Below are 23,819 nucleotides of genomic sequence, written 5' to 3' on the forward strand. Positions count from 1 at the left end.
TACCCCCCAAACGAGGCATGGTTGAATCAGCTTAACGGCGGACAGACGTTTGAAACAATGCAGGATGCTCTCCACTCTTCGGTTGAGTGGAAGCTAATTGTTAAAGAGCGCGCAATAAAAGCGGTATGCCGTGCGGAGGCCTGCACCTGCTGGCACAGACTCACCGCACGGCACGAAATAAAAGGATGCGCCGCGCGGGGTAAGGACGACAACGCACCGTAAAGTAATCGAATTGGATGACAGGGAAAGTCCCCGGTCATCCAGGGCCCAGCGTGTATCAGTGGCGCGTCAGTCCGCCGAGTAGACCCGTCAACGGCGCGAGCGGATTGCTGGCGTTGTTGCCCGATGCCGCACCCGTCGCACTCGTAGTCGTCGTGGTGGTGGTCGTGGTGATCGTGCCGGTCACCGTGCCGAGCAGACCCGTCACCGGTGCGAGCGGACTCGCGCCATTGCCCGATGCGGCACCACCCACTCCACCCAACGCGCCCGTCAGATTGCCGAGCAAACCGGTCACAGGTGCCAGCGGACCCGATCCATTCGATGCACCACCGAGCGGCAGGGTATTGAGCAGGCCGCCAAGCGGATTGCCGCCGACGGTGCCGTTGCCATGCAGCAGCACGCCGGTCACCGCGACGGTCTTGCCGGCTTCGTTCACGACACCACCCAGCGGCGAGACGATCGGGAAGTTCTTGCCGGCAATCAGGTCGCCACCGGTGGCCAACGTATTGCCGAGTTGCGTCAGGAGGTTGTTCACCGGTGAGCCCAGGCCCGTTGCGGCGCCCAGCGTCTGCGTGGTGCTGGTCACTTGCGTCGTCAACGGGACGATGGCCTTGCTGACGCCGCCGGTCAGTTGCGCGACGGGACCGGTGGACAGCGCCTGGCCGAGCTTGTCGCCACCCGTCATCACCACACCACCCACTTGTTGCACGAGGCCGCCCACGGGGTTCGTCACCGCAGCCAGCGGCGCGAGCTGATCGCTGCCGATGGCCTTCACCAGATCGCCCGCGCTGACCACGGTCACGCCGGCCTTCGATACCACGTTGCCGGTGTTGGCAACGGTCACACCCAGCGGATTCTCGACAGCGCCCATCTTGCCCAGGCCATCGCGCACGCCTTCACCGAGCGTGGCGACCGTATTGCCCGCGTTGATCACCACGTCGCCCGTGGCGTTCTTCGCACCAGCCGGCAGCAGCGGCACATTGGTGTCCTTGATCTGCTGGCCGATCTGGCTCACGGCGTTGCCCGTTGCCACGACCGTATTGCCTGCACCTTCCACGACCTTGCCGGTGGAAGTGTTCTCGGCCGTCGGTTGCGGATTGTTCGTGCCGGGATTGGTCGGCGTGGATGGCGTGGTGGGCGTTGCCGCACCGCCGCTGGAGCCGCCCGAGGCGCAGCCAGCCAGCAGCACTACCACTGCCGCACAGGCAAGTGTCGTCATCTTGAGACCGCGCGTTTGCATCGTCGACTTCATGACCTGTTCTCCTTCAATGTTCTTTGTGAGTGTTGGCTGTCTGCGTGTCCTGTGGCCCGCGCCGTCCTGCCGGAAGGGCGTTGCGATACCGGTAGCGCAATCGGTGTGCCAGCCTCAATCGCATGTTCGATACGGCGGGTCGGCACCGTGCGTCAATGGTCCGCAGAGGCTTGCGCGGCGCGGGTCTGCGGGCGATCGCATGCATTGCATCCGAGGCGGCCAGGCGATACCAGACCGATGCCGCGCGGTGTTACGTGCTACGTAACGTGACGCCCCGGACGTAACGCCGGACCTCATGCGCTTTTCATCCTCATCCGCTAGTCATCCCCACCATGTCTCAACCCTTGCGCCGCACGCGAACGGGGCCGCGTAGCAGCGTTGCCGTTCCCGTTCGTCACGGCCACGTTACGTAACGCGTAACGCCTGGCGCGGTGTGGCGCCGCGCCGCCTGCTTCATGCGCGCGTTTGACCCATCGCCCGGAAAGCCGCGTCGGATGGACGTTTCCGCCACACCTCCCCTTCCTTCGTATGGTGCCGGGGTAATCCTTTCGGACCATTGGCATACCGCTTGCGCTTATCGAAACGAACACGGCACGCCAACGCACTCAGCAAGAATTCAAATGGACGCGTGACCGTGAATCTCGCTCGGGAAAACCAAAGGAAAAAGGACAACGGTCATGCGTCAATCACAACAACAGTTCGGCAAGCAGATTCTCGTGGCGACCCTGCTGGGGTCACTGCTGGCACTGGGCGGTTGCGCCAGCGGCAGCGGTTCCACGTCGATGGGTACGAGCGGTGCCGGTGGTTCGGGCGGCTCGAACAACACGGCCACGACGGGCGGCACGGGCGGCACGGGTGGCACTGACAACGCCGGCATCGGCGGTGGTGGTGGCGGCGGTGGTGGTGGTGGCGGCGGAAATGGTGACGGTGGTGGAGACAATGGCGGCGGCACCACGCCGAAGCCGCTCACGCCCACCAGCACGGTGGTCAACAACGCGGGCGGCATTGTCAACGGCGTAGGCAACACCGTGAGCGGTGTAGGCGATGCCATCAAGAACGCTGACGTTCCGGTGGTCTCCACGCAGACCAAGGACGGGCTGGCCGGTGTGGTGGGCTCGCTGGGCGATGCCGTCACCACGCTTGGCACGGGCTTGCAGAGCGGGCTTGGCAACATGCCCAACGCTACCAACCCGCTCGGCACGACGGTGGCCAGCACAGGCGGCGTGGTCAGCCAGGTTGGCAACGCCGTGACGAATGCCGGCAGCGCGGTGGCGGGTCTGGGTAGCGGTCCGCTGGCACCGCTCGGTGCGCTGACCACTCCGCTCGGTGGCGTGGTCTCGCAAGTGGGCGGCGTGGTCGGCAACGTCGGCGACAAGCTTGGCACCGCACTCTCCACGGGGCCGGTCGAACAACTGACCAGCAGCGTGAGCAAGGCCATCGTGCCGCTGACTTCCACGCTGACCAACGGCACGCAAACCCTGGGCGCGGCAACCGGCCTGGGCCAGCCGATCAACAACCTGCTGGCAACGGTAGGCGGCGCGCTGGCCACGGCCGGTACGCAACTGACTAACACCAACACCCCCGTGGTCTCCGGTGTCGGCGGCATCGTCACGGGCGCTGGCACTACGGTGGCTTCGGTGGGCGGTGTCTTGAACGGCCCCGCAGGCGGTAGCGCCGGTAGCCCGCTGGCACCTGTCACGGGCCTGATCGGCGGACTGACTGGCGGACTCGGCGGACTGGGTGGTTCCGGAGGCAGCGGTGCAAGCCCGCTTGCTCCGGTGACCGGCCTTGTCAGCGGCATCACCAGCGGACTGACCAGCGCCACGGGCGGCAGCGCCAGCCCGCTCGCCCCCGTGACCGGACTCGTCAGCGGCATCACCAGCGGACTGACCAGCGCGGTCGGCGGCGCAACCAGCGGTTCGGGCAGCAGCGCCAGCCCGCTGGCTCCGGTCACCGGCCTCGTCGGCGCACTGACCGGCGGCAACGCACCGGCCCCCAGCACTGGCACCGGTGGCAGCACGGGTGGCACCAAGCCGGCGAATCCGCTGGCGCCTGTTACGGGCCTGGTCGGCGGACTCGTTGGCGGCCTGACCGGCGCACTGGGCGGCAAGCGCTAGGCACTCGGCACCGGGCGCCGGAGAGCGCCCATCCATATCAGGCGTGACGGCCACGAGGTGGGCGGTGGGGAAGCGGCATCCCCACTGCCCGTGGCACGCAACGCCATAGCCGCAAAGCAGTTTTCATCCGAGGGGTAAGACCATGCGACCACGCACTCGCGTTGCTGCGCTGTTGATCGGCGTCGGCGTCATCCAAAGCGGCCTGTCTCACGCGGAACGGGGCCCCGTACAGGGCGATCCCACACAGACCCTGCCGAGCATTGCACCCAGCAAGCCGGCCCAGAGCAATGTCACCGTCCAGGTAGAGCGGCCCGATTCGGCGCTGCAGAATCTGCTGGCCGCGCGACTCACACCCAAACACTTCCAGATCGAAGGCTCGAAGACGCTGCCCTTTGAAAAGATCGCCGCGCAGTTCGCACCGCTCGCCAATCGCGAGATCACGGTCGCCGAACTGCTGCAGGCCGCAGAGGCCGTCACGCAGATGTACAAGGACGCCGGCTATCCCCTCTCGTTCGCATTCGTGCCAGCGCAGAGCTTCGAGAACGGCAACGTGCTGGTGACCGTGGTGGAAGGCTATGTCGCCAACATCACGGTGCGCGGCAAACCCGGCCCGGCCGAAGGACGCCTGCGCAAGATCGCAGAGCAACTGAAGAAGGACCGGCCCCTGCGCCAGGAGAGCTTCGAGCACTACGTCAACGTGCTCGCGCAGCAGCCCGGCATGCAGGTCAATGCCACGGTGCAGCCGCCCACCACCACCGACGGCGCGTGCGACATGATTCTGGAGGTCAAGCGCAAGCCGTTCACGTTCGGCACCGGCGTGGAGTGGATGTCGCCCGGCGTGCGCGCCATCGCCACGGCCACGACGAACAGCCTCACGCCGCTGGGCGAGCAACTCTCGGTCTCCACGCTGTTCCCCAAGGGCCGCGACAACGAGGAGTACTACGCCGCCACCTACGCACAGCCGCTGGGCACCGAGGGCATGCTCGCCAAGGTCACGGCTTCGCACTATCGCGGTGTCCCGCAGAACAGCTCGCTGGCGCCGATCGGGTTCGAATCGCGCTACGTGAACGACTCCAAACGGCTGGGCGGCACGCTGAGCTATCCGGTCATCCTCAACAACCGGCACGTGCTGACGCTCGCGGGCGGCTTCTATGCCAATAACCAGTTCGAGCGCTACACGCAGGCGGTGCAGCCCGGCGCGGGGCGTCAGGTTGAGTTGTCTACCAGCGTGCGCGTGGCCACGGCCGAGGTGTCGTACCTGCAGCGCGGTGTCGGCGTGACGCGCAACGCCACGTTCGGCGTCTACAAGGGCTTCGACGCGCTCGGCGCGGATCGGGAGAACAACAACAATGACCTCAGCTTCTGGCGCACGCGCCTGGCGGTGTCGCAGGCCAGCGACCTGCCTTTCGGCTTTGGCATGTCGGTCTCCGCAGCCGGCCAGTACAGCGGCAACCGCCTGGCATCGAGCGAGCAGATCAGCTTCGGCGGCCGCTTCTTCGGGCTCGGCTATCCGGCTGGCGAAGTGGCGGGCGACAAGGGCTGGGGCGCGTCATTCGAGATCAACCGCCTGTTCACGGTGGACTTCACGTATCTGAAAACGCTGCAGCCGTTCATCGTGACTGACATCGCGCGTGTGTACTCCAACAGTGTTTCGCTGTCGCACCGCAGCCTGCAATCGGTTGGCATCGGCCTGCGCTTCTCGGACCGCCGCTACTACACGATGGATGTCTCGGTGGCGCAGCCCGTGGGCGACAAGCCCACGAACGCCAGCCACCGTTCGCCGCGTATCAACCTGCTCTGGTCGTACCAGTTCGATTGAACGCCGATGCGGCGGGTCAGTTCACGCGGAAGCCTATCTTGAGCGTGACCTGGAAATGCGCGATCTTGCCATCGGTAACATGGCCGCGCATTTCCAGCACCTCGAACCAGTCGATGTGCTTGATGGTCTCGCCGGCCTTGGCCAGCGCATTGCGAATCGCGGCATCGTTGCCATCGGGCGACGTGCCGACGATCTCGACCAGCTTGTAGGTGTGGTTGGTCATATCGGGTCTCCAGCAGTATTGGATAACGAGGTTCGGACACGACGCTCCACAGGAAAGCGTCGCACGGCATGCCTTCATCATAGGCACCTGCTGGATCGAGTCCCAAGGCATGCATGCAGTTCCCGACTTTCTGTTGCGGACCGGGGTTGGTGCCTGTTACGCTGCGTGCCCTCGATTGCCTGTCCCTCCCCTCCCTCATCCTGTTACCCGATGTTTCTTTCCTTGCCTCGATACAGGCGGCTTGCTATGGCCGGCCTGCTCGCCATCGCATCCGCAGCGGGCACCGCCCAGGCCCGCACCGTCTCCACGCTGGAGCACCTGACCCGCACGTTGACCGAGCCGCGCCCGCAGACCAGCCAGTTCGCTGCAGGCAGCACGTACACACTGTGCTTCGTGCCTGACGGCCCGAGTTGCCAGGACATGATCGTCGATGCCATTCATCGCACGCGCCGCCAGTTGCTGATTCAGGCGTACTCCTTCACCAACAAGGAGATTGCCAAGGCCGTGGTGGAAGCCCACCAGCGTGGCGTGGACGTTCGTGTCATTGTTGACAAGAGCCAGTCGTCCGAACGTTACACAAGCGCCACCTTCCTCAAGAACGCGGGCATCGCCGTCGTTATCGATACCAAGCCGGCCATCGCCCATAACAAGGTGATGGTGTTCGACGAGCAGGCCGTGTTCACCGGATCGTTCAACTTCACGAAATCCGCCGAGGAGCGCAATGCCGAGAACGGCATGCTGATTCGCGGCGACAGCGCGGTGGTGAAGGCGTACTCGGACAACTGGCGCACGCGTTACGGCAAGTCCTCGGCGTATTGAAGCGGGCCAATCCGGGAACACCATAGGGGCGCCAAGTGAGCAGCGCCTCTCATACGCGGCGTGGCCGGACGATTGCGGTCCGAACACCCCGCTAATTCGCGCATGCCCCGACGTCTTCCCGCAGGAAGATCAGTCAAACGCTGACAGACGACCTGCTGCACCGCGGTATCTACTACGGGTAACGTATCTGCGGATGCCGCGCGACAAGTTGTTGGTTGTTGCCCGGCCATGCACCTGCCGCATGGCCTGTGTCGCGCCATCCCGCCAACCCGAGGCAGGAGGAAGCGATGCAAACCGAAAATCCAGCAATCCGTAGGCGCCTGTGGTGCGCCGCTGGCGCGGCTGCGGTGGCACTAGGTCTGTCGATGCCCGCGCAGGCGGACATGACAACATCGACGGCCGGACCGTTCACCTACGTCTGTGGCGGCGTGGCTGCAGACGAACAGGCCGAGATGCGCGCCGAGGCGCGTCACTACGACATGGGCCTGCTGTTCACGCAGGGCGGACGCGGCGAGTTTCTCTCGGACGTCAACGTGAAGCTGATGCGCAACGGCAAGCAGGTGGCGGAGTTCACCTCGACCGGCCCGCGCTGCCTGATCCGGGGCCCGCATGCGTCGTATCAGGTAGTAGCCACCTACGAGGGCACGTCGAAGCGTACGACGGTTGCCACCGGAGACAAGAACGTGCAGATGCGCTGGTAAGCCTCGGCACGGAACGTAGCGATCAAGCTGTACTGATCAAGCTGTACTGAGCCGCCTCCGGGCGGCCGCCATGCCGGCTACCGCCCCGCGGAGCCGGCATATTTTTTTGTGCGACGGCTTTCGCGCTGACCCTGCACGATCGCCGCCGCAGTGGCACACTTGCGCTTCCATTCCCCTCCCGGAGTCTGCGGAACCATGACCACCACGCCCAACAATCCCAACAGCCGCTGGATCAAGATCGACACCGCCGCTGGCAGCTTCGACGCGTACCTGAGCCTGCCCCCGGCCGGCAAGCAACCCGGCGGCCCCGGCATCGTGCTCGTGCAGGAAATCTTCGGCGTGAACGAACATATCCGCTCCGTGGCCGACCAGTACGCCGCCGACGGCTACGTGGTACTCGCCCCCGACGTGTTCTGGCGCTCCCAACCGCACGTGGAACTGGGCTACACCGGACCAGACTGGGAAAAGGCCATGACGTTGTACAAGGCCGTCAACCTTGAAGACACCCTTGGCGATATCGCCGCCACGGTCAGCGCCCTGCGCAACGAGATCGGCCAGGGCGGCAAGGTGGCGGCCGTGGGCTACTGCTTTGGCGGACTCACATCGTTCCTCGCTGCTGCACGCGGACTGGTGGACGCAGCGGTGCCTTACTACGGCGGCGGCATTCACAATCATCTGCACGAAGCCACGGCGCTCAACGTGCCCGTGCAGTTCCACTACGGCGCCATCGACGCTCACATTCCGCAAGAGGACGTGGAAAAGGTCCGCCAGGCAGTGGCTGGCAAGCGCGGCACCGAAGTCTTCGTCTACGACCAGGCCGATCACGGCTTCAACTGCTGGGCGCGTGGTTCGTACAACCAGCGCGCGGCGGCGCTGGCGCACGGGCGGGCGCTGGTGTTCCTGGCAAATGCGTTGGCCTGAAACGCTCGACGAGCGGAAAACAAAAGCCCGGCTTGTGAGCCGGGCTTTTTTGTTGCAGACGGCACCGTCATCAATACGGCATCGCCACTCCGTTCTGCACCTTGACCCGATCGCCGATACGCATGTTGTACGGGCTGCCCTGCGTCAGCGTCAGATAGCCGTTGTCCTGCGTGCGCACACGGACGCGGAACGCGGCAGGGCTGGTGCTGGAGCGCTTCTCCACTTCGTTGCCCGCCAGCGCACCGGCTACCGCGCCGCCGATGGTCGCCACGGTGTTGCCGCGTCCGCCACCGACCTGATGGCCGAGCAGGCCGCCCACCACCCCGCCAATGACCGCGCCGGCACCGCTGGTGTCGGCCGGTTGCCCGCCCAGTTGTTCGATCGACTCCACCCAGCCATAGCGCACCGCATAGGGATCGGACTGACCGTAGTAGCTGCCCTGTCCCGGTTGCTGCGGTTGTGGCTGTTGCGGATAGCCATATTGGTCGTAGCCGGGCTGCTGCGGATAAGCCGGTTGCTGCGGATACGACGATTGGGGATAGGAGGATTGCGGATAGCCTGGCTGGGCGGTGCCGCTGATTTGCGTGCCTGACGTTCCCTGGTCGTAGCCAGCATTGCCATAGCCACCATATCCGCCATAGCCCGTCGCTGCACCCGTGATCGCACCGGTCTGATAGCCCGTCTGGTAGCCATCGCCGTACCCTGCACCGTAAGGCACGGCACAGCCGCCCAGCACGCTGGCAGCCAGCGCAGCAATTGCGGCGGTGCGAAAGGCTGGACGAAGACCCCGGCGCGCCGACGGGCGAGTCGGTTGAGCCGGATGGGACGGGATGGACATGATCGAAGCTCCGGCGCCTGCGCGCAGAATCGCCCGCAGAATGAGGGCATGTGGATATTGGGCGGCAGTCTAGAGCCGCTCTCCACAGGCAGGTGTCACCGGAGATTGTGTTGGGTAACCGGCTGTAACGCTACGCCGGATTCCGCAGTCAAGCGTCAGCCGCGTTCGGATTCGTCGTCGTTGAACGCGGTGATGCGCGCCACACGGAAGGCGCCGCGCAGCGATTCGAGTTCCGCACGATGCAGCGTGGCCAGGCGATTCAGGCAGCGCTCGCCCTTGGTCAGCAGGTGGATCTGCACCACGCGCCGGTCGTCGGGATTCACCCGGCGTGTCACCAGCCCGGCTGCCTCGCAGCGATTCACCAGTGCCACCACGCCATGCTGCTTGGCCTGCAGGCGCTCGGCCAGCTCGCCGATCGACGCCCAGTTCTTCTCCCGGCTGCCCCGGATGTGCAGCATCAACAGGTACTGCTGCACGGTCACGCCTTCGGCCTGGGCGGCGTCTTCGGAAAACCGCAGGAAGCGGCGAAGCTGGTAGCGAAAATCGGACAGGGCTTCGAAATCCTCCTTGCCGAGGGCGACCTCGGGTGCGGCTGGCCTGGAGGCAGACTTGCTGGCTGATTTTGCGGCGGGCTTTCGGGACATGAGCACTAAACGGGACGCGGAGATCACTGGTTCGGGCGCCATTATAGGAGCAGCGGAATTTACGCCCGGTGCGTTGACGCGCATACGGGTGGTATTTTTGCCGCAAGCCCGTCAGGCCGGTATGGCAGAATCTGTGCGGTCGCCGACACCCTGTCGCCAAGTCACACCTCAACACGCCTGAAAGGGAAATCCGCCCGATGTTCACGGAAATCGTCCTGTTCCTGCTAGATACCGTCTTTACCCTCTTCGGCATGGCACTGCTGCTGCGCCTGTGGATGCAACTCACCCGGCTGCCCTCGCGCAACCCCGTATCGCAGGGGGTATTCCAGGTCACCGACTGGATCGTGCGTCCGCTGCGCCGCATCCTGCCTGGCATCGGCGGTATCGACTGGGCTACCGTGGTGTCGGTCTACCTCACCGCGGTCGCGTTCCTGGTCTGCCGCACGCTGATTCTGGGCGCCGATCCGGTGTCCTTCCTGCCCGCCATCCTCGCGCTGGCCCTGCTGACCATGCTCAAGTGGGCCATCAGCATGGTCATGTGGGTCACGCTGCTGATGGCGGTGCTCTCGTGGGTGAATCCGCAATCCCCGCTGGCCGGACCCATCTGGCATCTGACCGCGCCGCTGCTGCGCCCGATCCAGCGCGTGATGCCGCGCCTGGGCGGTTTCGATCTCTCGCCGCTGGTGCTGTTCGTGGTGGCGCAGATCCTGTTGATGGTCATCGCCGGGCTCAGTCGCGGCGTGGTGTGAGCATGTACTAACCTGCGTGGCGCGCCCGGTGGCGGGGCGCCACCGTATCACGGAATGAACCCCAAGGGTTAACCCGTATTGTTCGGTCAGTTGGACAGAGTGTCGAGGAATCACCCTTTTTCGGGGGGGTGTCGAAGCCTACATTACAGCCAGCGCGGAACCACCGCGTTCATGCCAATAAGTAGGAACAGCACAACCATGAAGACCCTCGCTCTCTCCCTGATCTGCGCCATCGGCCTGTCGGCCGCTGCCACTGCCGCCCAAGCTTCGCAATCCGTATCCGATCTGGCCCGCCTCGACGGCAGCATCGGCCGCAAGATCGACCCGTACCTCGACGGCGCCCGCAGCGTGACCGAAAAGCGTGACGTGTTCACCGAAGGCGCCCGCAGCGTCACCGAAAAGCGCGATGTGTACTCGGAAGGCGCCCGCGGCGTGACCGAGAAGCGCGACGTTTTCAGCGAAGGCGCCTGATCTCTCCTGATCCAGCGCTCACCTGCATGCCCCGACTGCCATCGGGCGCACCAGCAGGTTCGGCGTGGTGCCCCTGCCACGCCTGACCGGTAGACCCGGTCCACACACGCAAGTTACTGCCCGAGGTCGTCGAGATCTTCCCCCATCATCGATTCGATGGCTTCCATGAACGCGCGCACCTTGCGCGGCTGGAGCCGTCGGTCGGGCAGTAGCGCAAACACCCTCAGCGGCGGCAACGGGTAATCCGGCATCACCCGCACCAGCCTGCCCTGCGCAATCTCCGTTCCCGCAGCCGTCATCGGCACCCGCGCGATGCCCAGCCCGGCCAGCGCCGCCTGCATGCGCAATTCGGCGTTATAGGTCTGCATACGTGGACGGATCGGCACCTGCACGCGCGATCCGTTTCTTGAGAATTCCCAGACCGAGGCGCCCGGCGTGGCCAGTGTGGGCATGTTCGAGAGGTCTTCCGGCACCATCTGGGCGGGCAGGCTGGCCGCCAGCGACGGCGCCGCCACCAGGCCGCGCTCCACGTGCCAGATCCGGCGCGCGATGGTGCCGGAGTCGGGCAGGTCTGCATCCACCGTGACAAAGGCGATGTCAAAGCCCTCGCGGATCGGATCGACCAGCCCCTGTGCGATTTCCACGGTGATATCGAGCGCCGGGTGGGCCGCCAGCGTGCGGCAGATGACGCCGCCCAATTGCTGGGCGCCGAATTCGTAAGGCGTGGCGATGCGGAGCATGCCCTGCACGCGTTCCTCGCGTGCCAGCGTCTCCTGGCGGATTTCACGCAGGCGGGCAAATAGCGGCGCGACATCGCGATACACGGCGCCTCCGGCGTCGGTGAGCCGCATACGGCGCGTGGTGCGCTCCAGCAGCTTGGCGCCGATCGCTGTTTCCAGGCGGATCACCGCCGCCGATACGCGTGATTTGGGGCAGTCCAGCGTCGCGGCAGCCGCCGTGAACGTGCCCTGCTCCACCACACAACAGAAAGCCTCCCAATCGTTCCACTGGATTGTCTCGTTCACAGACCCGTTTCCCTTGCCAGACACTATTGTCGTGACCGCCTGTTGCCGTAGGATGCGGCAATGTGCGGACGCACATTATGCGGCAGACATCTTCGACCCGGCGCCAGACTGGCAAAGCCCGCACATTTCCTCTACCCTTTCGGCCTTCCCGAATCCTTTCCGAGTCCTTCCGATACATGGCGAATCCAGCCGATCCCGCACTGCCCGACGCACCGGCCGCCATCTCCGGCGAGAAGCCCAGCGACAGTTACGTCCAGTCGTTCGCGCGCGGCCTGTCGGTGATCCGCGCATTCGATGCCAGCCATCCGGCGCAGACCCTGACCGAGATCGCCCAGGCCAGCGGCCTGACGCGCGCTGGCGCCCGCCGCATCCTGCTGACGCTGGTGGGCCTGGGCTACGTTCGGAACGACGGACGGCTGTTCCGCCTCACGCCCAAGATCCTGGACCTGGGCTTCGCGTACCTGACCTCGATGCCGTTCTGGAATCTGGCCGAGCCGGTCATGGAATCGCTCTCGCAATCCGTGCACGAAAGCTGCTCGATCTCCGTGCTCGACGGCACCGAGATCGTCTACGTGCTGCGCGTGCCGGCGCGCAAGATCATGACCATCAACCTGTCGATCGGCAGCCGGCTGCCTGCCTATTGCTCGTCAATGGGTCGCGTGCTGCTGTCGGGGCTGAACGCCGAGGAACTCGATGCCGTGCTGCAGGCGTCGGACCTGCAACCGCGTACGCGGCGCACAGTCACCGACCCCGCCCGGCTGAAGACGCTGATCGCCGATATCCGCGCACGGGGCTGGGCGCAGAACGATCAGGAACTGGAAGAAGGACTGGTATCGCTGGCCGCGCCCATCCGCAACCGGTCCGGCCAGGTGATCGCTGCCATCAATATCAGTGGCCAGGCCAACCGCACGAGCGCCCAGGAAATGGTGGACCAGTTCCTGCCTCCGCTGCAGGAAGCCGCCGAGAAGATTTCGGCGATGGTGGGGTTGAGGACGTAACTCAAATACCGCCTGCTGGTTTTCTCCCCTCTCCCGCATGCGGGAGAGGGGAGCAAAACCAGCGGCGAGAGGAACGCGTCACCGCGGCCCCACCCTCGGCTCCCACGACACCGCCACATCCCCCTTCACAAACGTCTGGCAAGCCATCCGATAGCCAGCCTGCAGATCCTCTTCGGTCAGGTGCTTGCGCTCCTTCGGCTTCACGGCGTCGGTATGTTCCAGCCCTTTCTCGACCTTGCACTTGCACGTGCCGCAGATGCCGCCGCCGCATTTGAACGGGATGCCGCCCTGCTCGCGCAGCGATACGCGCAGCAGGTTGCTGTTCTCTGGCGCGGTGACGGTCTTGCCGGCGTTGGTCAGGAAGGTGATAGCGACGGTGCGCGCCTGCACGGGCGCTTTGGTGTCCGCTGCGGTGTCCGCCTGCATCATTGTTTCCTCAGTGAAAGATCCATGCTGCCAAAGTGCGCCAGTTGCCGAAGCGCGGCGTGGGCAGCGTCGAGCGTGTCGAAGCGCTCCAGAAATTTGACGGGTACGTGGTTGACCACGGGCGCGGCGTCGGGGCCGTCCGTCTCGTCGATCACGCGCACCTTCGTGGAAGCCGGCGCGTCCTCCAGCACCGCGATCACGAAGGTGGCCTTCGGGCGCCCGTAGAACAGGTATTCCCAGGTTTCCACGGGCACCACGCCGGGTACGGCCTCGGTGCGGAACTGGCCGGGCTTGCTGGTCAGGATCACGAACATGTCAGACAGCCCTGGCCGGCAGAGCCACCTGAACCTGCGGCGATGACTCCGCCTGCTCCGGCTGCTCCAGTTCGATATCGTGCGTGAGCCAGAGCTGGCAGGTCAGCCGGAACCCCTGCTCCAGCCGCTCGCCCAGTTGCTTTTTCTCTTTCCAGTTCGGCGGCGGCAGGTGCTCGGCGCCCGCCAGCACGCGGCACGCGCACTTGGAGCATTTGCCCATGCCGCACTCGTAGCGCAGGTTCGGATACGGAAACTGCTTGATGCCGGCGCGCACCACGATGTTGGTCTCCGGCTTGACCTCGTCCACGTACACCTGTCCATTCTTGTGGAAGACAACTTTCGGCATGGCGTTCTGCTTGAGTTCAGTGAGTTGGGATCAGTGCCAGATCAGCATTGCGCAGATCGTCGACACGAACAGTCCGGCGAGCACCGGCAGCAGCAGCGCGCGCACGGCATCGAGCACCGGCACCCGCGCAAACCCGGCCACGGCAATCAGCGACGACCATGCGATCAGCGTGCCGCCACCGGTCCACACCGCGCCCATCTGGCCCACGGCCGCGAGCGTGGCGGAATCGAATCCCACCACCGGACCCAGCGCCCCGGCCAGCGTGCCGGTCAGCGGCAACCCGGCAAAGCCCGAGCCATCGATACCGGTGATCATGCCGACGAGCAGCACACCGAACGCCACCAGCACGTGGTTGTCCGGAATCATGTGCTGGTAGGCCTGGATCAATTCGAACAGCAGGCTGGGCGCCTTGCCGGCATCCACACCGAGAATCTGCGCGGCGGTCTCACCGGCGCCGACAAAGAAGAATCCCGCAATCGGCAGCACCGAACCCATCGCCTTGAACGCGAACACGAAGCCGTCCGTGATGTGCTCGGGGCAGACGTCGAGCATCCGGCGCGGGCCCTCGGCGGCCAGCGTGGCCAGCATCATCAGCACCGCCGCCACGCCGCCCACCAATGCCGCTGCCGCACCGCCCTTGAGATCACCGGCTCCGGATGAAATCTTCGGCAGCACCATCAGCGTGACCACGCAGAGAAACGCAATCGGCGTCAGCACGGCAAAGAACTTTGACCACTTCACGCGGCGCTTGGCCACCATGGCCAGACTGCTTTCGATGTTGGCGTCGGTGACCAGCGGCTCCTCATGCGACGTGCCGCGTGCAATCTCGGCCTTGTCGAACGTGCCGGTCGCTTCGACGGCCGCATCGCTGCCTGATGCGCGCGCTTGCCAGCGATCCAGCAACGCGCCGTTGGCCGGCACGATATGGCGCCGCATCGACAGGTACGCCAGCGTCAGTGCGATGGCACCGGTAATCACCGACAGCACCAGCGCACGATCCGCTACCACGGCTGCGCTGACCGCCGCGCCCGCCGCCTTGGCGCTGATACCCGGCGCCACGCCAATCACATAGTCCGACGACAGCGCCATGCCCTGCCCAGCGATGGCAATCGCCATGGCACCCGCCAGCGGCGGCAAACCCGCGGCGATAGCGGCTGGCAGCAAAATTGCCGACACCAGCGGCACCGCCGGCGTGGGCCAGAAGAACAGCGAGATCACATAGGTAATGCCCGCCAGGATGAAGTACGCGCTATGCCCGTTCTTCATCACCACGCGGAACGGCTCGACCATGCGGATATCCGAGCGCAGGGTCTTCAACGCGTTGAGTAGCGCGGTCATGAACGCAATGACCAGGAAGATGTTGAACAACTCCTTGGCCGCCACAAGGCTGGCGGAGAAGATGCCCCCGAGCGCACTGACCGGGTTACCGGTAATCGCCAGGATGACGAGGAAAGTACCGACAATCGACGGCACCACAACGTTGGCTCGCAGGATCATCGTCAAGACGATCACTGCCACGCCTAGCAGATACACCCAATGGGCCAGGCCGATCTCTACGGTTTGATGCATGAGGCTCCCCTGATCATGGAGGCCCTTGTGGGGGCGGTATAAGAATGTTCTGAATCTGAAGCCGAAACCTGAGCGGCTCTCCGCCTGCTCGTTTTTGTCTGCTACCAATTTGTATACTATATCCCGACAGGTTCCCGGAACAAGCAAAAATTGCCGGATCTAGGGAAATCCCCCGATGGGTGCGCGAATACCCCGGAAGAACCGCATGGCAGCACGGTTTCCGGGCACACGGCACCAGCCCGGCGCAGGATGTCATGGTGAAAAAACCCACTGGCGTTTTCTGGAATCGTGTGTAGACTGTATACTAAATTGTTCCCACGCCATTCGAGGACGTCCCCACGATGCTCCATATCACCGACGCGATGATCGACCGCCACGTCACCGCCGCCGACGCCCAGGGCGCGATGCGCGAAGCCTTCCGCAGCTTTGGCCAGGGCGACGCCGCCATGCAGGAACGCATCCGGACAGAGGCGGGCGGCGTGAAGCTCTCCACGCTCGGCGCGGTCATCCCCACGCAGCAAGTGGCAGGCGCCAAGATCTACACGACCATCGCCGGGCAGTTCTCGTTTGTCATCCTGCTGTTTTCGACGGTTGACGGCCGCCCACTGGCCTCGTTCGACGCGGGCGCGATCACGCGGCTGCGCACCGCAGCCTGCACCGTGCTGGCGGCGCAACAACTGGCCCGTCCCGGTGCCGAGACGCTGGCGCTATTCGGCGCCGGCACGCAGGGCGTGCAGCACGCGCTGCAACTGTCGGCTGCACTGCCGCTGCGGCGCATCCTGATCTGCGATCCGTATGCCGATACCTGCGCTGCCAGTCGCCTTGCCAAGGCGTGCGGCATCTCCGTCGAGTTCGCCAAACCCGAAGATGCCGCTGCGGCGGCCGACATCATCGTTACCGCGTCGCGCTCCACCACGCCGTTGTTCTCCGGCGATCTGGTGCGCCCCGGCGCTTTCGTCGCAGCTATCGGATCGAGCCTGCCGCAGACGCGCGAACTCGACGACACGCTGCTGGCGCGCGCCGCCGCCGTAGTGGTGGAGTGGCGCCCGCAGTCGCTGCGTGAAGCCGGTGATCTGGTGCTGGCCGATAAGTCCGCACTGCCCGACAGCAAGATCGTCGAGCTTTCCGAAGTCCTGCTGGCGTCCCGCACCGTGCGCCAGTCCGACGACGACATCGTCATTTACAAGTCAGTTGGCGTCGGCCTTGAGGATGTGGCGCTGGCCGGTGTGGCCTGGCAACGCATTGAAGCGGCGCAGGCACTCGCCGCCTGACCCGGACCGCGCAAGCCCGGCGCTGCGCGGTTTTTTATCGCCCGAATCACGTTGTAGAAAGTATACAAAGTAGTCCTTCCACCCCGCGATCAGAAGATCCAGACACAAGGAGCCTCAAATGGCCGAACTGATGAACCGTGAAGAATTCCGTGCTGCGCTCGAAAACGCCATCAAGGGCAAGAGCGCCAACCAGGCGCCGTTCAGCAAGGCATGGGCCAGCGGCACGCTCTCGCGCGAGCATCTGGCGCGCTGGGCCGAGAACCACTATCACTACGTGGGCCCGTTCGCCGACTACCTCGCCTACATCTATGCGCGCACGCCCGACCACATGACCGAGGCCAAGGACTTCCTGCTGGCCAACATGTACGAGGAAGAGATCGGCGGCGATCGCCACACCGACCTGCTGATCCGCTTTGCCGAAGCCTGCGGCACCACGCGCGAACGTGTGGTGAGCCCCGACAACATGTCGCCCACCACGCGCGGCCTGCAAAGCTGGTGCTACGCCGTGGCAATGCGCGAAGACCCGGTAGTCGCTGTTGCCGGCCTCGTAGTGGGCCTGGAGTCGCAGGTGCCGTCGATCTACCGCAAGCAAACCCCCACGCTGCGCGAAAAGTACGGCTTCACCGACGAGGAAGTGGAGTTCTTCGACCTCCATATCGTCTCCGACGAAATCCACGGCGAGCGCGGCTATCAGATCGTGCTCGAGCACGCCAACACGCCCGAGCTGCAGGCGCGCTGCCTGAAGATCTGCGAGATCGGCGCGCAGATGCGGCTGCTGTACACCACGGCCCTGTACTACGACTACGTCGACGTGAAGACTGGGGCCGAGGCTGTGGCCGCCTGAGCGGTCACCTTACGGCATTGCCCCACGCCGGATGCCGCGCCCATGCGCCGGCGTCCGGTCCACGCATCCCCAGAGTCCCTCGACAGAGCCCCACAATGACCGAGACGTACCGCAACTACATCGACGGCGAATGGTGTGATAGCACCAGCGGCCGCACGCTGGAGAACGTCAATCCGGCTGACACGCGCGACATCGTGAGCCGCCATGCCGCCTCCGATGCGCGCGACGCCGCTGCCGCCGTCTCCGCCGCAGCCGCCGCGTTCGATGGCTGGAAAAAAACGCCGATCGGCAAGCGCGCGAAGATCCTCAACGATGCCGCCGCGCATCTGGAAGCCAACGCCGACACCATTGCCGCCGAACTGACACGCGAGGAAGGCAAGGCGCTGAACCTGGCGCGCGACGAAGTCATGCGCTCGGCGCAAACGCTGCGTTTCTACGCGGTGGAAGGCCAGACCTTTGGCGGTGAGAGCTATCCGAACGATGATCCGGACATGCTGGTCTACAGCCAGCGCGAACCGCTGGGCGTGGTGACCGTGATCTCGCCGTGGAACTTCCCGGTTTCGATTCCAGCCCGCAAGATCGCCCCGGCGCTGATCACGGGCAACACCGTAGTCTTCAAGCCATCGTCGGACGCGCCGCTGTCCGGCTATCGCCTGGCCGAAGCCTTCGTGCGCGCTGGCATCCCCAAAGGCGTGCTGAATTTCATCACCGGCAGCGCCGCCGAAGTGGGTCCGACCATCGTCGAAAGCCGCGCGGTGCGCGCCGTGTCGTTCACGGGATCGACCGCAGCCGGCGAGCAGATTCACCGCTCCGCGCCGATGACCACGCGCACGCAGATGGAACTGGGCGGCAAGAATCCGCTGATCGTGATGGAAGACGCCGATCTGGACCGCGCCGTGGATCTCGCCATCAAGGGCGGCCTGTCGCTGTCCGGCCAGGCATGCACAGGCACGAGTCGCATCCTGGTCATGCGCGAGGTGAAGCAGGCGTTCACGGAAAAGCTCGTCAGCAAGGTCAAGGCGCTGAAGATCGGCAGTGGCCCGACGCCGGGCATGGACCTCGGCCCGCTTGCCACGCGCAAGCAACTCGACACAGTGCTCGGCTATATCAAAACCGGCAAGCAGGAAGCCACGCTGCTGTGCGGCGGCGAGCATCTGACCGACGGCGATTTCGCGCACGGCTACTACGTGTCGCCGGCCGTGTTCACCGATGTCACGCAGTCCATGCGCATTGCACGCGAGGAGATCTTCGGCCCGGTGCTGGCGATCATCGAGGTGAACAGCTATGCCGAGGCCATCGCCACGGCCAACGACACCGAGTACGGGTTGTCCGCCGCCATCGCCACGCGCAATCCGCGCTACATGCACGACTTCGCGCGCGATATCGAATCGGGCACCGTCAAGATCAACCGCACCACGACGGGCAATCTCGTCAATGCGCCGTTCGGCGGCCTGAAGCGCTCCAGCACCTCGACGTTCCGCGAATCGGGCCGCGCCGGGCTGGACTTCTACACGCAGATCAAGACCATCTACCAAGGGGTTTAACCATGAAGAAAGCCATCAAGCTCGAACTGCGGGAAGCCCGCCACATGGTGGCCGCCGCCGTTCGCAAGGCCGAGGAAATCGGCGTGCTGGAATCCATCTGCATCGTCGATGACGGCGGCTATCCGCTGCTGCTCGAACGCATGGACGGCGCGCGCATCACCGGCCCGCAAATCGCGTGGAACAAGGCGTTTACGGCCGCCGGCCACAAGCGCTCCACGCATCTGTTCAACACGGCGCCGAATGGCCCCGCCCTGCCCGGCAACGAAGCCTTCGGCATCCAGTGGAGCTTCGACGGCAAGTTCGCCGTGTTCGTGGGCGGCTACCCGATCGTGGTCAACGGCGAAGTGATCGGCGGCGTGGGCCTCTCCGGTGGCAACGGCGAGCAAGACACCGCCTGCGGCGTGGCGGCGCTCGAAGCGCTGCGCGACCTGCTGGCCGCCGAAGACCTGACCGTGCTGGCGCAAGCCGACATCAAGAAATAAGGAAGGAGGGGTCATGTCCCATCGCGTAGAGATCGCGGAAACACAGCAGGTCTTCATGGTGGCCCCAGGCGAATCGGTACTGGACGCCGCGTTGCGCAGCGGCGTGGACCTGGCCCACGAATGCACGTTCGGCGGCTGCGGCACCTGCCGCGTGCGCGTGGTGCAGGGGTCGGTCTCTTACGAGGATTTTCCGATGGGACTGTCCGAGGCCGAGGCCGCCGACGGCTACGCGCTGGCCTGCCAGGCACGGCCCGATGGCGACCTCGTCCTCAGCACCGCGCGTGAAGCGAGCAATCTGGCACCTGCCCGGCGCACTACCACCACGGTGCGCGCAGTCTCGCCGCTCGGGCCCGACGTACTGCACCTGCAACTCGCGCTGCCCGATGACGAACCGTTCGACTTCGCGCCTGGGCAATACCTCAAGGTGCTGCTGGAGGATGGCACCCATCGCAGTTTCTCGATGGCATCGGCACCGAATGGCAACGTCGTCGACTTCCACGTCAGGCAGATCGCCAATGGACGATTCACGTCGCAACAGTTGCCGCGTCTGCATGCTGGCGACACGCTCGACGTGGAAATCCCGCATGGCAGCTTCAGCCTGCACAAGGAGGACTATCGCCCGCTGCTGATGGTGGCCACGGGCACCGGCCTCGCGCCGATCAAGAGCATGCTCGAATCCCTGATGGACGACCCCGACTGCCCGCCTGTCTGGCTCTACTGGGGTATGCGCACCGCAGCGGACCTCTATCTGCACGAGGAAATCGCTAGTTGGGGCGAGCGGCTTTACGACTTTCAATACGTGCCGGTGCTGTCGCGCGGCGACGATACGTGGCATGGGCGACGCGGCTATGTGCACGACGCGGTCGCCGCGGACCTGGGCGACCTCTCCGAGCATGCAATCTACCTGTGCGGGTCACCGAACATGATCCACGACGCCAAGCAGACCTTCATGGCGCTGGGCGCGCAGGTGCCCTTCCTTCGCGCGGACGGGTTCACGTTCCAGCACGGAGGCGGCTGATCGGGCGGGTGGATGTCTACCCTATGTCTGCATGAAGTAGGGACGGTATACAATAGCGGCATTCCAGCCGTGGCCATCGCTACGGCGTTTCCCAGTATTCCGACGGCCGATCCCGACCATGAACGACGCCACCGCCAGTGCCCTCAAGCCGAATCCTGACGCACCGGCCACCAGCCTGGGCGCCCAGCATTCCCCGCTCTTCGCACTTGTGACCGACACCCTGCGCCAGCGCATCCTTGGCGGTCAGTACGAACAAGGCGAACGGCTCGTCGAAAACACCCTCTCGCTCGAACTTGGCGTGTCCCGCATTCCGGTGCGCGAAGCGCTGCGCGCGCTGGCCGCCGAAGGGCTGGTGCGCATCGAGCCGCGCCGGGGGGCCTCGGTGGCCCGACTGTCGCCCAACATCGCGCGGGAAATGGTCGAGGTACGCGCCACGCTCGAAGGGCTCAACGCCAAGCTGGCCGCGCAGCGCCGCGACCCGGCGCTGATCGCGGAAATCGAGCAGGTACTCAGGGAGGGGAACGAGGCCGTGAACACCGGCCAGACCGAACGCTTTGTCGAACTGAACTCGCGCTTTCACGAAGTGCTTGGCAACATCGCTGCCAACAGCGTGCTGCAGGACATGATGCGCTCGCTGCGCGAACGCACCGCGCTGCTCTTCGCGCCGGCCAACATGAGCCGCGCACGCACCAACTGGGACGAGCACGCGCAGATCCTCCAGGCCGTCATTGCCGGCGACGCCGACCTGGCCGCGCTGCTGGCCACGCGGCATGTTTTCAGCGCCGCCAAGGCCGTGGAATCGATGCAGGCGGAAGGCGGCGAGCAAAGCTAGGCGCTTCGCCCACGCACCACGCAACACCCCATTACGCACCACGAAATGGCGCAGTGCACCATCGAAGTGTATACTGTCTGCGTTTTGTGACCACAATGGGGATTAACCATGAACTACCCGGAGGCTTCGTACTTCGACCGTCCGGTGGGCGAGCAGCTCCTGAGCCACTTCGCACGCCGTGATGCCATCCGGCACGCCACGCCGCTGCTGCCCTTCCGCTTTGCCGATCTCGTCGCACTGTTCCGCGGCACGTCCGATCGACGGAAAGCTGTCTGAGCCAGCTCGAAAGCTCTGCGCCTCGGCAAAAGAAAAGCCGCCTTCAAACATGAGGCGGCTTTTTTTCGTTCAGTTCGAGGTCACAGCGCCGACGGTGGCATCTCCACACTGCCGAACTCCGCCGAGCGCGATCCACTGATGGGCCGGTTGCTGGCGCCAAAGTAGGCAAACGCCACCGACAGCTTGACCGCTTCCGAATCGTTGCGCCCTGCCGCGTGGAACAGCCGGCTGTCGAACATCAGAACGTCGCCACGATGCAGCGCCAGCGGCATCGCGCCCTTGAGCAGCGCCTGGCTGTTCGGGTGCGCTTCGATGAGGAATTCGGCGGGATCGAGCTGGGCCGGGTCGAGTTTCGCGCGATGCGACGCCGGGATCACGCGCAGCACGCCGTTGCGCTCGTCTTCATCGCCCAGCGCCAGCCACACCGTGACCAATTCGGGTTTCACGAACGACCAATAGCGCGTATCGCGGTGCCAGCCGGTCTGGCTGCCGAAGTGCGGATGCTTTGTCATCACGCAGTTGTGATGTGCCAGCGTCAGGCGAGTCGGCTCGCCCAATAGTGCCTCCACCGTGGCCAGCAGTTGCGGATCGCTGGCCCAGCGTCGGAAGGCTTCGTCGCGGCCGTATGCCTGGCGCAACCGGCGCACCGTATGGCCGCCTTCGGCCTGCCGCGTGGCCGGCGCCCCAGGGTAGCCAAGATCGGCCTCGAACTCGACCGGCGGTGCCGCCGCCGCCAGATGCTGGCGCGTCACGGTTTCCAGCGCGGCGCAGGTGGCCTCGCTGGCAAAGTTACGCAGCACGATATAGCCGCCAGCCTGAAACTCGCGGGCCAGGCTGGCCAATGCCGCCTGATCAGCCAGCGGCGCGGAACAATCGAAATCGAGGGAGGCGGACGCCTGAGCGGCGCGCGATGGCGAGGCAGTCATTGCAGGGTAAGACTTTTCTGAAAGTGGCAGCTGCTAACAGGCCGATGATGCCAGAACCGGCGCGATCCGGTGCGAGTCGACATCGCCGTCCAGCCAAATGCGGTGAGATATCGGCCCGCCCGCCCACTCCAACGCCTCGATCATGGTGCGGAAACCCACGGTCCAATGCGACCCATGCGCCGTTACCGCCGCTACAATGGCCCGACCCTGCTGCACCGAACGACATCGCCAACCCTACTGATGCCGCCATCGTGACTGCCCGACCTCGCATTACCGCCTCGCTTGCCGAGGCCCAGAACCAGCTAGGCCGCATCGTGCTGGGCAAACCCCGCCAACTCCGACTGGCGCTGGCATGCATGCTCGCTGGCGGCCACCTGCTGCTGGAGGACGTGCCCGGCGTAGGCAAGACCACGCTGGCCCATGCGCTGGCGCAAACATTGGGCTTGCAGTATCGGCGCGTGCAGTTCACCAGTGACCTGCTGCCGGCTGACCTGATCGGCGTATCGGTGTTCAACCGTGAATCCAGCGATTTCCGATTCCATCGCGGCCCGGTCTTCGCTCAACTTGTACTGGCCGACGAAATCAACCGCGCACCGCCGAAGACGCAAAGCGCGCTGCTCGAAGCCATGGCCGAACGCCAGGTCACGCACGACGGCGTGACCCACGCGTTGCCGGCGCCGTTCTTCGTGATCGCCACGCAGAATCCGCTCGAACAGGTTGGCACCCACGCGTTGCCCGAATCCCAGCTTGACCGGTTTGCGATGCGCATCTCGCTCGGCTATCCCGACCCCGCCTTCGAGCGCGTGCTGTATCTCGGCGGCACCGCCAAGCCGGAAGTCACGGCGGTGATGGACGCGGAACAGGTCGTGGCACTGCAGGCGGCGGTAGGCCGCGTCTACGCGAGTCCCGCGCTGGTGGACTACGCGCTCGCACTGGTACAGGCCACGCGCAACGAATCGGGTTTCATTGCAGGACTCTCGCCGCGCGCCGGGCTGTCGCTACTGGCCTGCGCCCGCGCCTGGGCACTGCTGCACCAACGCGAAATGGTGATCCCTGAAGATATCCAGGCAGTGTTCGTGCCGGTGGCCGCGCACAGGTTGCTGCCGTCCGGCCAGCCGACCACAGCCCTCGACCGTCTGCTGGCGGGCGTGGCGATTCCCTGACCGGATTTCCCT

26 protein-coding genes are annotated in these 23,819 nt (G+C 65.1%); 16 read left to right on the plus strand and 10 right to left on the minus strand.

Annotated features, from left to right (window positions below):
* Positions 1-277: 277 nt before the first annotated feature.
* Positions 278-1,471, minus strand: a complete 1,194-nt coding sequence (locus GA566_RS24730) for a collagen-like triple helix repeat-containing protein (protein ID WP_137925480.1) — start codon at positions 1,469-1,471, stop codon at positions 278-280.
* A 677-nt stretch (positions 1,472-2,148) separates the two neighbouring features.
* Here GA566_RS24730 and GA566_RS24735 point away from each other — a divergent pair.
* Together GA566_RS24735 and GA566_RS24740 are read left to right on the plus strand one after the other, a co-directional pair.
* Complete coding sequence (locus GA566_RS24735; protein ID WP_160474306.1) at positions 2,149-3,588, plus strand: collagen-like triple helix repeat-containing protein; 1,440 nt, start codon at positions 2,149-2,151, stop codon at positions 3,586-3,588.
* Positions 3,589-3,730: 142 nt separating this feature from the next.
* On the plus strand, positions 3,731-5,407 hold the full coding sequence (locus tag GA566_RS24740; protein ID WP_137925478.1) for a ShlB/FhaC/HecB family hemolysin secretion/activation protein: 1,677 nt from the start codon (positions 3,731-3,733) through the stop codon (positions 5,405-5,407).
* 16 nt (positions 5,408-5,423) lie between these two features.
* Here GA566_RS24740 and GA566_RS24745 read toward each other — a convergent pair whose 3' ends face one another.
* Positions 5,424-5,630: a dodecin gene (locus GA566_RS24745; RefSeq protein WP_137925477.1), complete on the minus strand. Its 207-nt coding sequence runs from the start codon at positions 5,628-5,630 to the stop codon at positions 5,424-5,426.
* 246 nt (positions 5,631-5,876) lie between these two features.
* Here GA566_RS24745 and GA566_RS24750 point away from each other — a divergent pair, with 246 nt between their 5' ends.
* From GA566_RS24750 to GA566_RS24760, 3 genes are all read left to right on the plus strand, one after another.
* Positions 5,877-6,449, plus strand: a complete 573-nt coding sequence (locus GA566_RS24750; RefSeq protein ID WP_237380633.1) for a phospholipase D family protein — start codon at positions 5,877-5,879, stop codon at positions 6,447-6,449.
* 287 nt (positions 6,450-6,736) lie between these two features.
* Positions 6,737-7,150: a hypothetical protein gene (locus GA566_RS24755; protein ID WP_137925475.1), complete on the plus strand. Its 414-nt coding sequence runs from the start codon at positions 6,737-6,739 to the stop codon at positions 7,148-7,150.
* A gap of 195 nt (positions 7,151-7,345) precedes the next feature.
* Positions 7,346-8,071: a dienelactone hydrolase family protein gene (locus GA566_RS24760; RefSeq protein ID WP_160474307.1), complete on the plus strand. Its 726-nt coding sequence runs from the start codon at positions 7,346-7,348 to the stop codon at positions 8,069-8,071.
* 70 nt (positions 8,072-8,141) lie between these two features.
* Here GA566_RS24760 and GA566_RS24765 read toward each other — a convergent pair whose 3' ends face one another.
* Both GA566_RS24765 and GA566_RS24770 read right to left on the minus strand, forming a co-directional pair.
* Complete coding sequence (locus GA566_RS24765) at positions 8,142-8,909, minus strand: glycine zipper 2TM domain-containing protein (protein ID WP_160474308.1); 768 nt, start codon at positions 8,907-8,909, stop codon at positions 8,142-8,144.
* 155 nt (positions 8,910-9,064) lie between these two features.
* Positions 9,065-9,553 carry a MarR family winged helix-turn-helix transcriptional regulator gene (locus GA566_RS24770; RefSeq protein ID WP_160474309.1) on the minus strand — a complete coding sequence of 163 codons (489 nt, stop codon included), beginning with the start codon at positions 9,551-9,553 and terminating at the stop codon, positions 9,065-9,067.
* Between the two features lie 197 nt (positions 9,554-9,750).
* Here GA566_RS24770 and GA566_RS24775 point away from each other — a divergent pair, with 197 nt between their 5' ends.
* Positions 9,751-10,302: a YggT family protein gene (locus tag GA566_RS24775; RefSeq protein ID WP_137925471.1), complete on the plus strand. Its 552-nt coding sequence runs from the start codon at positions 9,751-9,753 to the stop codon at positions 10,300-10,302.
* A gap of 198 nt (positions 10,303-10,500) precedes the next feature.
* Positions 10,501-10,773 (plus strand): hypothetical protein, encoded by a 273-nt coding sequence (locus GA566_RS24780; RefSeq protein ID WP_160474310.1) that lies wholly within the window; start codon positions 10,501-10,503, stop codon positions 10,771-10,773.
* A 113-nt stretch (positions 10,774-10,886) separates the two neighbouring features.
* Here the strand turns inward: GA566_RS24780 and GA566_RS24785 are convergent, their stop codons facing one another.
* Positions 10,887-11,798: a LysR family transcriptional regulator gene (locus GA566_RS24785; protein WP_137925469.1), complete on the minus strand. Its 912-nt coding sequence runs from the start codon at positions 11,796-11,798 to the stop codon at positions 10,887-10,889.
* Between the two features lie 176 nt (positions 11,799-11,974).
* Here GA566_RS24785 and GA566_RS24790 point away from each other — a divergent pair, with 176 nt between their 5' ends.
* Positions 11,975-12,796 carry an IclR family transcriptional regulator gene (locus GA566_RS24790; protein WP_137925468.1) on the plus strand — a complete coding sequence of 274 codons (822 nt, stop codon included), beginning with the start codon at positions 11,975-11,977 and terminating at the stop codon, positions 12,794-12,796.
* A gap of 78 nt (positions 12,797-12,874) precedes the next feature.
* On the opposite strand, the gene GA566_RS24795 is transcribed toward GA566_RS24790, so the two are convergent.
* Genes GA566_RS24795 through GA566_RS24810 form a run of 4 tightly spaced genes read right to left on the minus strand, consistent with a single transcriptional unit; the run spans position 12,875 to position 15,451 of the window.
* Complete coding sequence (locus GA566_RS24795; RefSeq protein WP_137925524.1) at positions 12,875-13,222, minus strand: 2Fe-2S iron-sulfur cluster-binding protein; 348 nt, start codon at positions 13,220-13,222, stop codon at positions 12,875-12,877.
* Positions 13,222-13,536: a ferredoxin gene (locus GA566_RS24800; RefSeq protein ID WP_137925467.1), complete on the minus strand. Its 315-nt coding sequence runs from the start codon at positions 13,534-13,536 to the stop codon at positions 13,222-13,224. The genes GA566_RS24795 and GA566_RS24800 overlap by 1 nt, the downstream gene beginning before the upstream one ends.
* A 1-nt stretch (position 13,537) precedes the next feature.
* Complete coding sequence (locus GA566_RS24805) at positions 13,538-13,882, minus strand: 2Fe-2S iron-sulfur cluster-binding protein (protein ID WP_160474311.1); 345 nt, start codon at positions 13,880-13,882, stop codon at positions 13,538-13,540.
* A 30-nt stretch (positions 13,883-13,912) separates the two neighbouring features.
* Positions 13,913-15,451 (minus strand): hypothetical protein, encoded by a 1,539-nt coding sequence (locus GA566_RS24810; protein WP_160474312.1) that lies wholly within the window; start codon positions 15,449-15,451, stop codon positions 13,913-13,915.
* A gap of 341 nt (positions 15,452-15,792) precedes the next feature.
* Here GA566_RS24810 and GA566_RS24815 point away from each other — a divergent pair, with 341 nt between their 5' ends.
* The 7 genes from GA566_RS24815 (at position 15,793) to GA566_RS32995 (ending at position 21,718) form a co-directional block, all read left to right on the plus strand.
* Positions 15,793-16,722: an ornithine cyclodeaminase family protein gene (locus GA566_RS24815; protein WP_160474313.1), complete on the plus strand. Its 930-nt coding sequence runs from the start codon at positions 15,793-15,795 to the stop codon at positions 16,720-16,722.
* A gap of 118 nt (positions 16,723-16,840) precedes the next feature.
* Complete coding sequence (locus tag GA566_RS24820; RefSeq protein ID WP_137925463.1) at positions 16,841-17,566, plus strand: TenA family transcriptional regulator; 726 nt, start codon at positions 16,841-16,843, stop codon at positions 17,564-17,566.
* A 95-nt stretch (positions 17,567-17,661) separates the two neighbouring features.
* A complete protein-coding gene (locus GA566_RS24825) occupies positions 17,662-19,110 on the plus strand; it encodes an aldehyde dehydrogenase family protein (protein WP_160474314.1) in 1,449 nt (482 codons plus the stop codon).
* A gap of 2 nt (positions 19,111-19,112) precedes the next feature.
* Complete coding sequence (locus tag GA566_RS24830) at positions 19,113-19,592, plus strand: heme-binding protein (RefSeq protein ID WP_160474315.1); 480 nt, start codon at positions 19,113-19,115, stop codon at positions 19,590-19,592.
* Positions 19,593-19,605: 13 nt separating this feature from the next.
* Entirely contained in the window at positions 19,606-20,610 is a 1,005-nt protein-coding gene (locus tag GA566_RS24835) for a 2Fe-2S iron-sulfur cluster-binding protein (RefSeq protein WP_160474316.1), read from the plus strand.
* Between the two features lie 118 nt (positions 20,611-20,728).
* On the plus strand, positions 20,729-21,442 hold the full coding sequence (locus GA566_RS24840) for a GntR family transcriptional regulator (protein ID WP_160474317.1): 714 nt from the start codon (positions 20,729-20,731) through the stop codon (positions 21,440-21,442).
* A 108-nt stretch (positions 21,443-21,550) separates the two neighbouring features.
* Positions 21,551-21,718, plus strand: coding sequence for a hypothetical protein (locus tag GA566_RS32995; protein WP_202126864.1), 168 nt, complete (start codon positions 21,551-21,553; stop codon positions 21,716-21,718).
* Between the two features lie 80 nt (positions 21,719-21,798).
* Here GA566_RS32995 and GA566_RS24845 read toward each other — a convergent pair whose 3' ends face one another.
* The gene (locus GA566_RS24845) at positions 21,799-22,644 is read right to left on the minus strand and encodes a phytanoyl-CoA dioxygenase family protein (RefSeq protein ID WP_137925458.1); all 846 of its coding nucleotides are present in this window, start codon (positions 22,642-22,644) and stop codon (positions 21,799-21,801) included.
* Between the two features lie 251 nt (positions 22,645-22,895).
* On the opposite strand from GA566_RS24845, the gene GA566_RS24850 reads away from it, so the two are divergent.
* Entirely contained in the window at positions 22,896-23,807 is a 912-nt protein-coding gene (locus tag GA566_RS24850) for a MoxR family ATPase (protein ID WP_160474318.1), read from the plus strand.
* The last annotated feature ends 12 nt before the right edge of the window (positions 23,808-23,819 follow it).

The sequence above is a fragment of the Cupriavidus sp. SW-Y-13 genome, assembly GCF_009793345.1.
Lineage (GTDB): Bacteria > Pseudomonadota > Gammaproteobacteria > Burkholderiales > Burkholderiaceae > Cupriavidus.

Excerpts from the sequence above, each read along its gene's own strand:
- GA566_RS24820 (WP_137925463.1), top strand. The coding sequence starts at position 16,841 with ATGGCCGAACTGATGAACCGTGAAGAATTCCGTGCTGCGCTCGAAAAC.
- GA566_RS24835 (WP_160474316.1), top strand. The coding sequence starts at position 19,606 with ATGTCCCATCGCGTAGAGATCGCGGAAACACAGCAGGTCTTCATGGTG.
- GA566_RS24840 (WP_160474317.1), top strand. The coding sequence starts at position 20,729 with ATGAACGACGCCACCGCCAGTGCCCTCAAGCCGAATCCTGACGCACCG.
- GA566_RS32995 (WP_202126864.1), top strand. The coding sequence starts at position 21,551 with ATGAACTACCCGGAGGCTTCGTACTTCGACCGTCCGGTGGGCGAGCAG.
- GA566_RS24770 (WP_160474309.1), bottom strand. The coding sequence starts at position 9,553 with ATGTCCCGAAAGCCCGCCGCAAAATCAGCCAGCAAGTCTGCCTCCAGG.
- GA566_RS24790 (WP_137925468.1), top strand. The coding sequence starts at position 11,975 with ATGGCGAATCCAGCCGATCCCGCACTGCCCGACGCACCGGCCGCCATC.
- GA566_RS24780 (WP_160474310.1), top strand. The coding sequence starts at position 10,501 with ATGAAGACCCTCGCTCTCTCCCTGATCTGCGCCATCGGCCTGTCGGCC.
- GA566_RS24750 (WP_237380633.1), top strand. The coding sequence starts at position 5,877 with ATGGCCGGCCTGCTCGCCATCGCATCCGCAGCGGGCACCGCCCAGGCC.
- GA566_RS24755 (WP_137925475.1), top strand. The coding sequence starts at position 6,737 with ATGCAAACCGAAAATCCAGCAATCCGTAGGCGCCTGTGGTGCGCCGCT.
- GA566_RS24810 (WP_160474312.1), bottom strand. The coding sequence starts at position 15,451 with ATGCATCAAACCGTAGAGATCGGCCTGGCCCATTGGGTGTATCTGCTA.
- GA566_RS24735 (WP_160474306.1), top strand. The coding sequence starts at position 2,149 with ATGCGTCAATCACAACAACAGTTCGGCAAGCAGATTCTCGTGGCGACC.
- GA566_RS24775 (WP_137925471.1), top strand. The coding sequence starts at position 9,751 with ATGTTCACGGAAATCGTCCTGTTCCTGCTAGATACCGTCTTTACCCTC.
- GA566_RS24740 (WP_137925478.1), top strand. The coding sequence starts at position 3,731 with ATGCGACCACGCACTCGCGTTGCTGCGCTGTTGATCGGCGTCGGCGTC.
- GA566_RS24800 (WP_137925467.1), bottom strand. The coding sequence starts at position 13,536 with ATGTTCGTGATCCTGACCAGCAAGCCCGGCCAGTTCCGCACCGAGGCC.
- GA566_RS24795 (WP_137925524.1), bottom strand. The coding sequence starts at position 13,222 with ATGCAGGCGGACACCGCAGCGGACACCAAAGCGCCCGTGCAGGCGCGC.
- GA566_RS24845 (WP_137925458.1), bottom strand. The coding sequence starts at position 22,644 with ATGACTGCCTCGCCATCGCGCGCCGCTCAGGCGTCCGCCTCCCTCGAT.
- GA566_RS24760 (WP_160474307.1), top strand. The coding sequence starts at position 7,346 with ATGACCACCACGCCCAACAATCCCAACAGCCGCTGGATCAAGATCGAC.
- GA566_RS24825 (WP_160474314.1), top strand. The coding sequence starts at position 17,662 with ATGACCGAGACGTACCGCAACTACATCGACGGCGAATGGTGTGATAGC.
- GA566_RS24830 (WP_160474315.1), top strand. The coding sequence starts at position 19,113 with ATGAAGAAAGCCATCAAGCTCGAACTGCGGGAAGCCCGCCACATGGTG.
- GA566_RS24765 (WP_160474308.1), bottom strand. The coding sequence starts at position 8,909 with ATGTCCATCCCGTCCCATCCGGCTCAACCGACTCGCCCGTCGGCGCGC.
- GA566_RS24745 (WP_137925477.1), bottom strand. The coding sequence starts at position 5,630 with ATGACCAACCACACCTACAAGCTGGTCGAGATCGTCGGCACGTCGCCC.
- GA566_RS24730 (WP_137925480.1), bottom strand. The coding sequence starts at position 1,471 with ATGAAGTCGACGATGCAAACGCGCGGTCTCAAGATGACGACACTTGCC.
- GA566_RS24805 (WP_160474311.1), bottom strand. The coding sequence starts at position 13,882 with ATGCCGAAAGTTGTCTTCCACAAGAATGGACAGGTGTACGTGGACGAG.
- GA566_RS24815 (WP_160474313.1), top strand. The coding sequence starts at position 15,793 with ATGCTCCATATCACCGACGCGATGATCGACCGCCACGTCACCGCCGCC.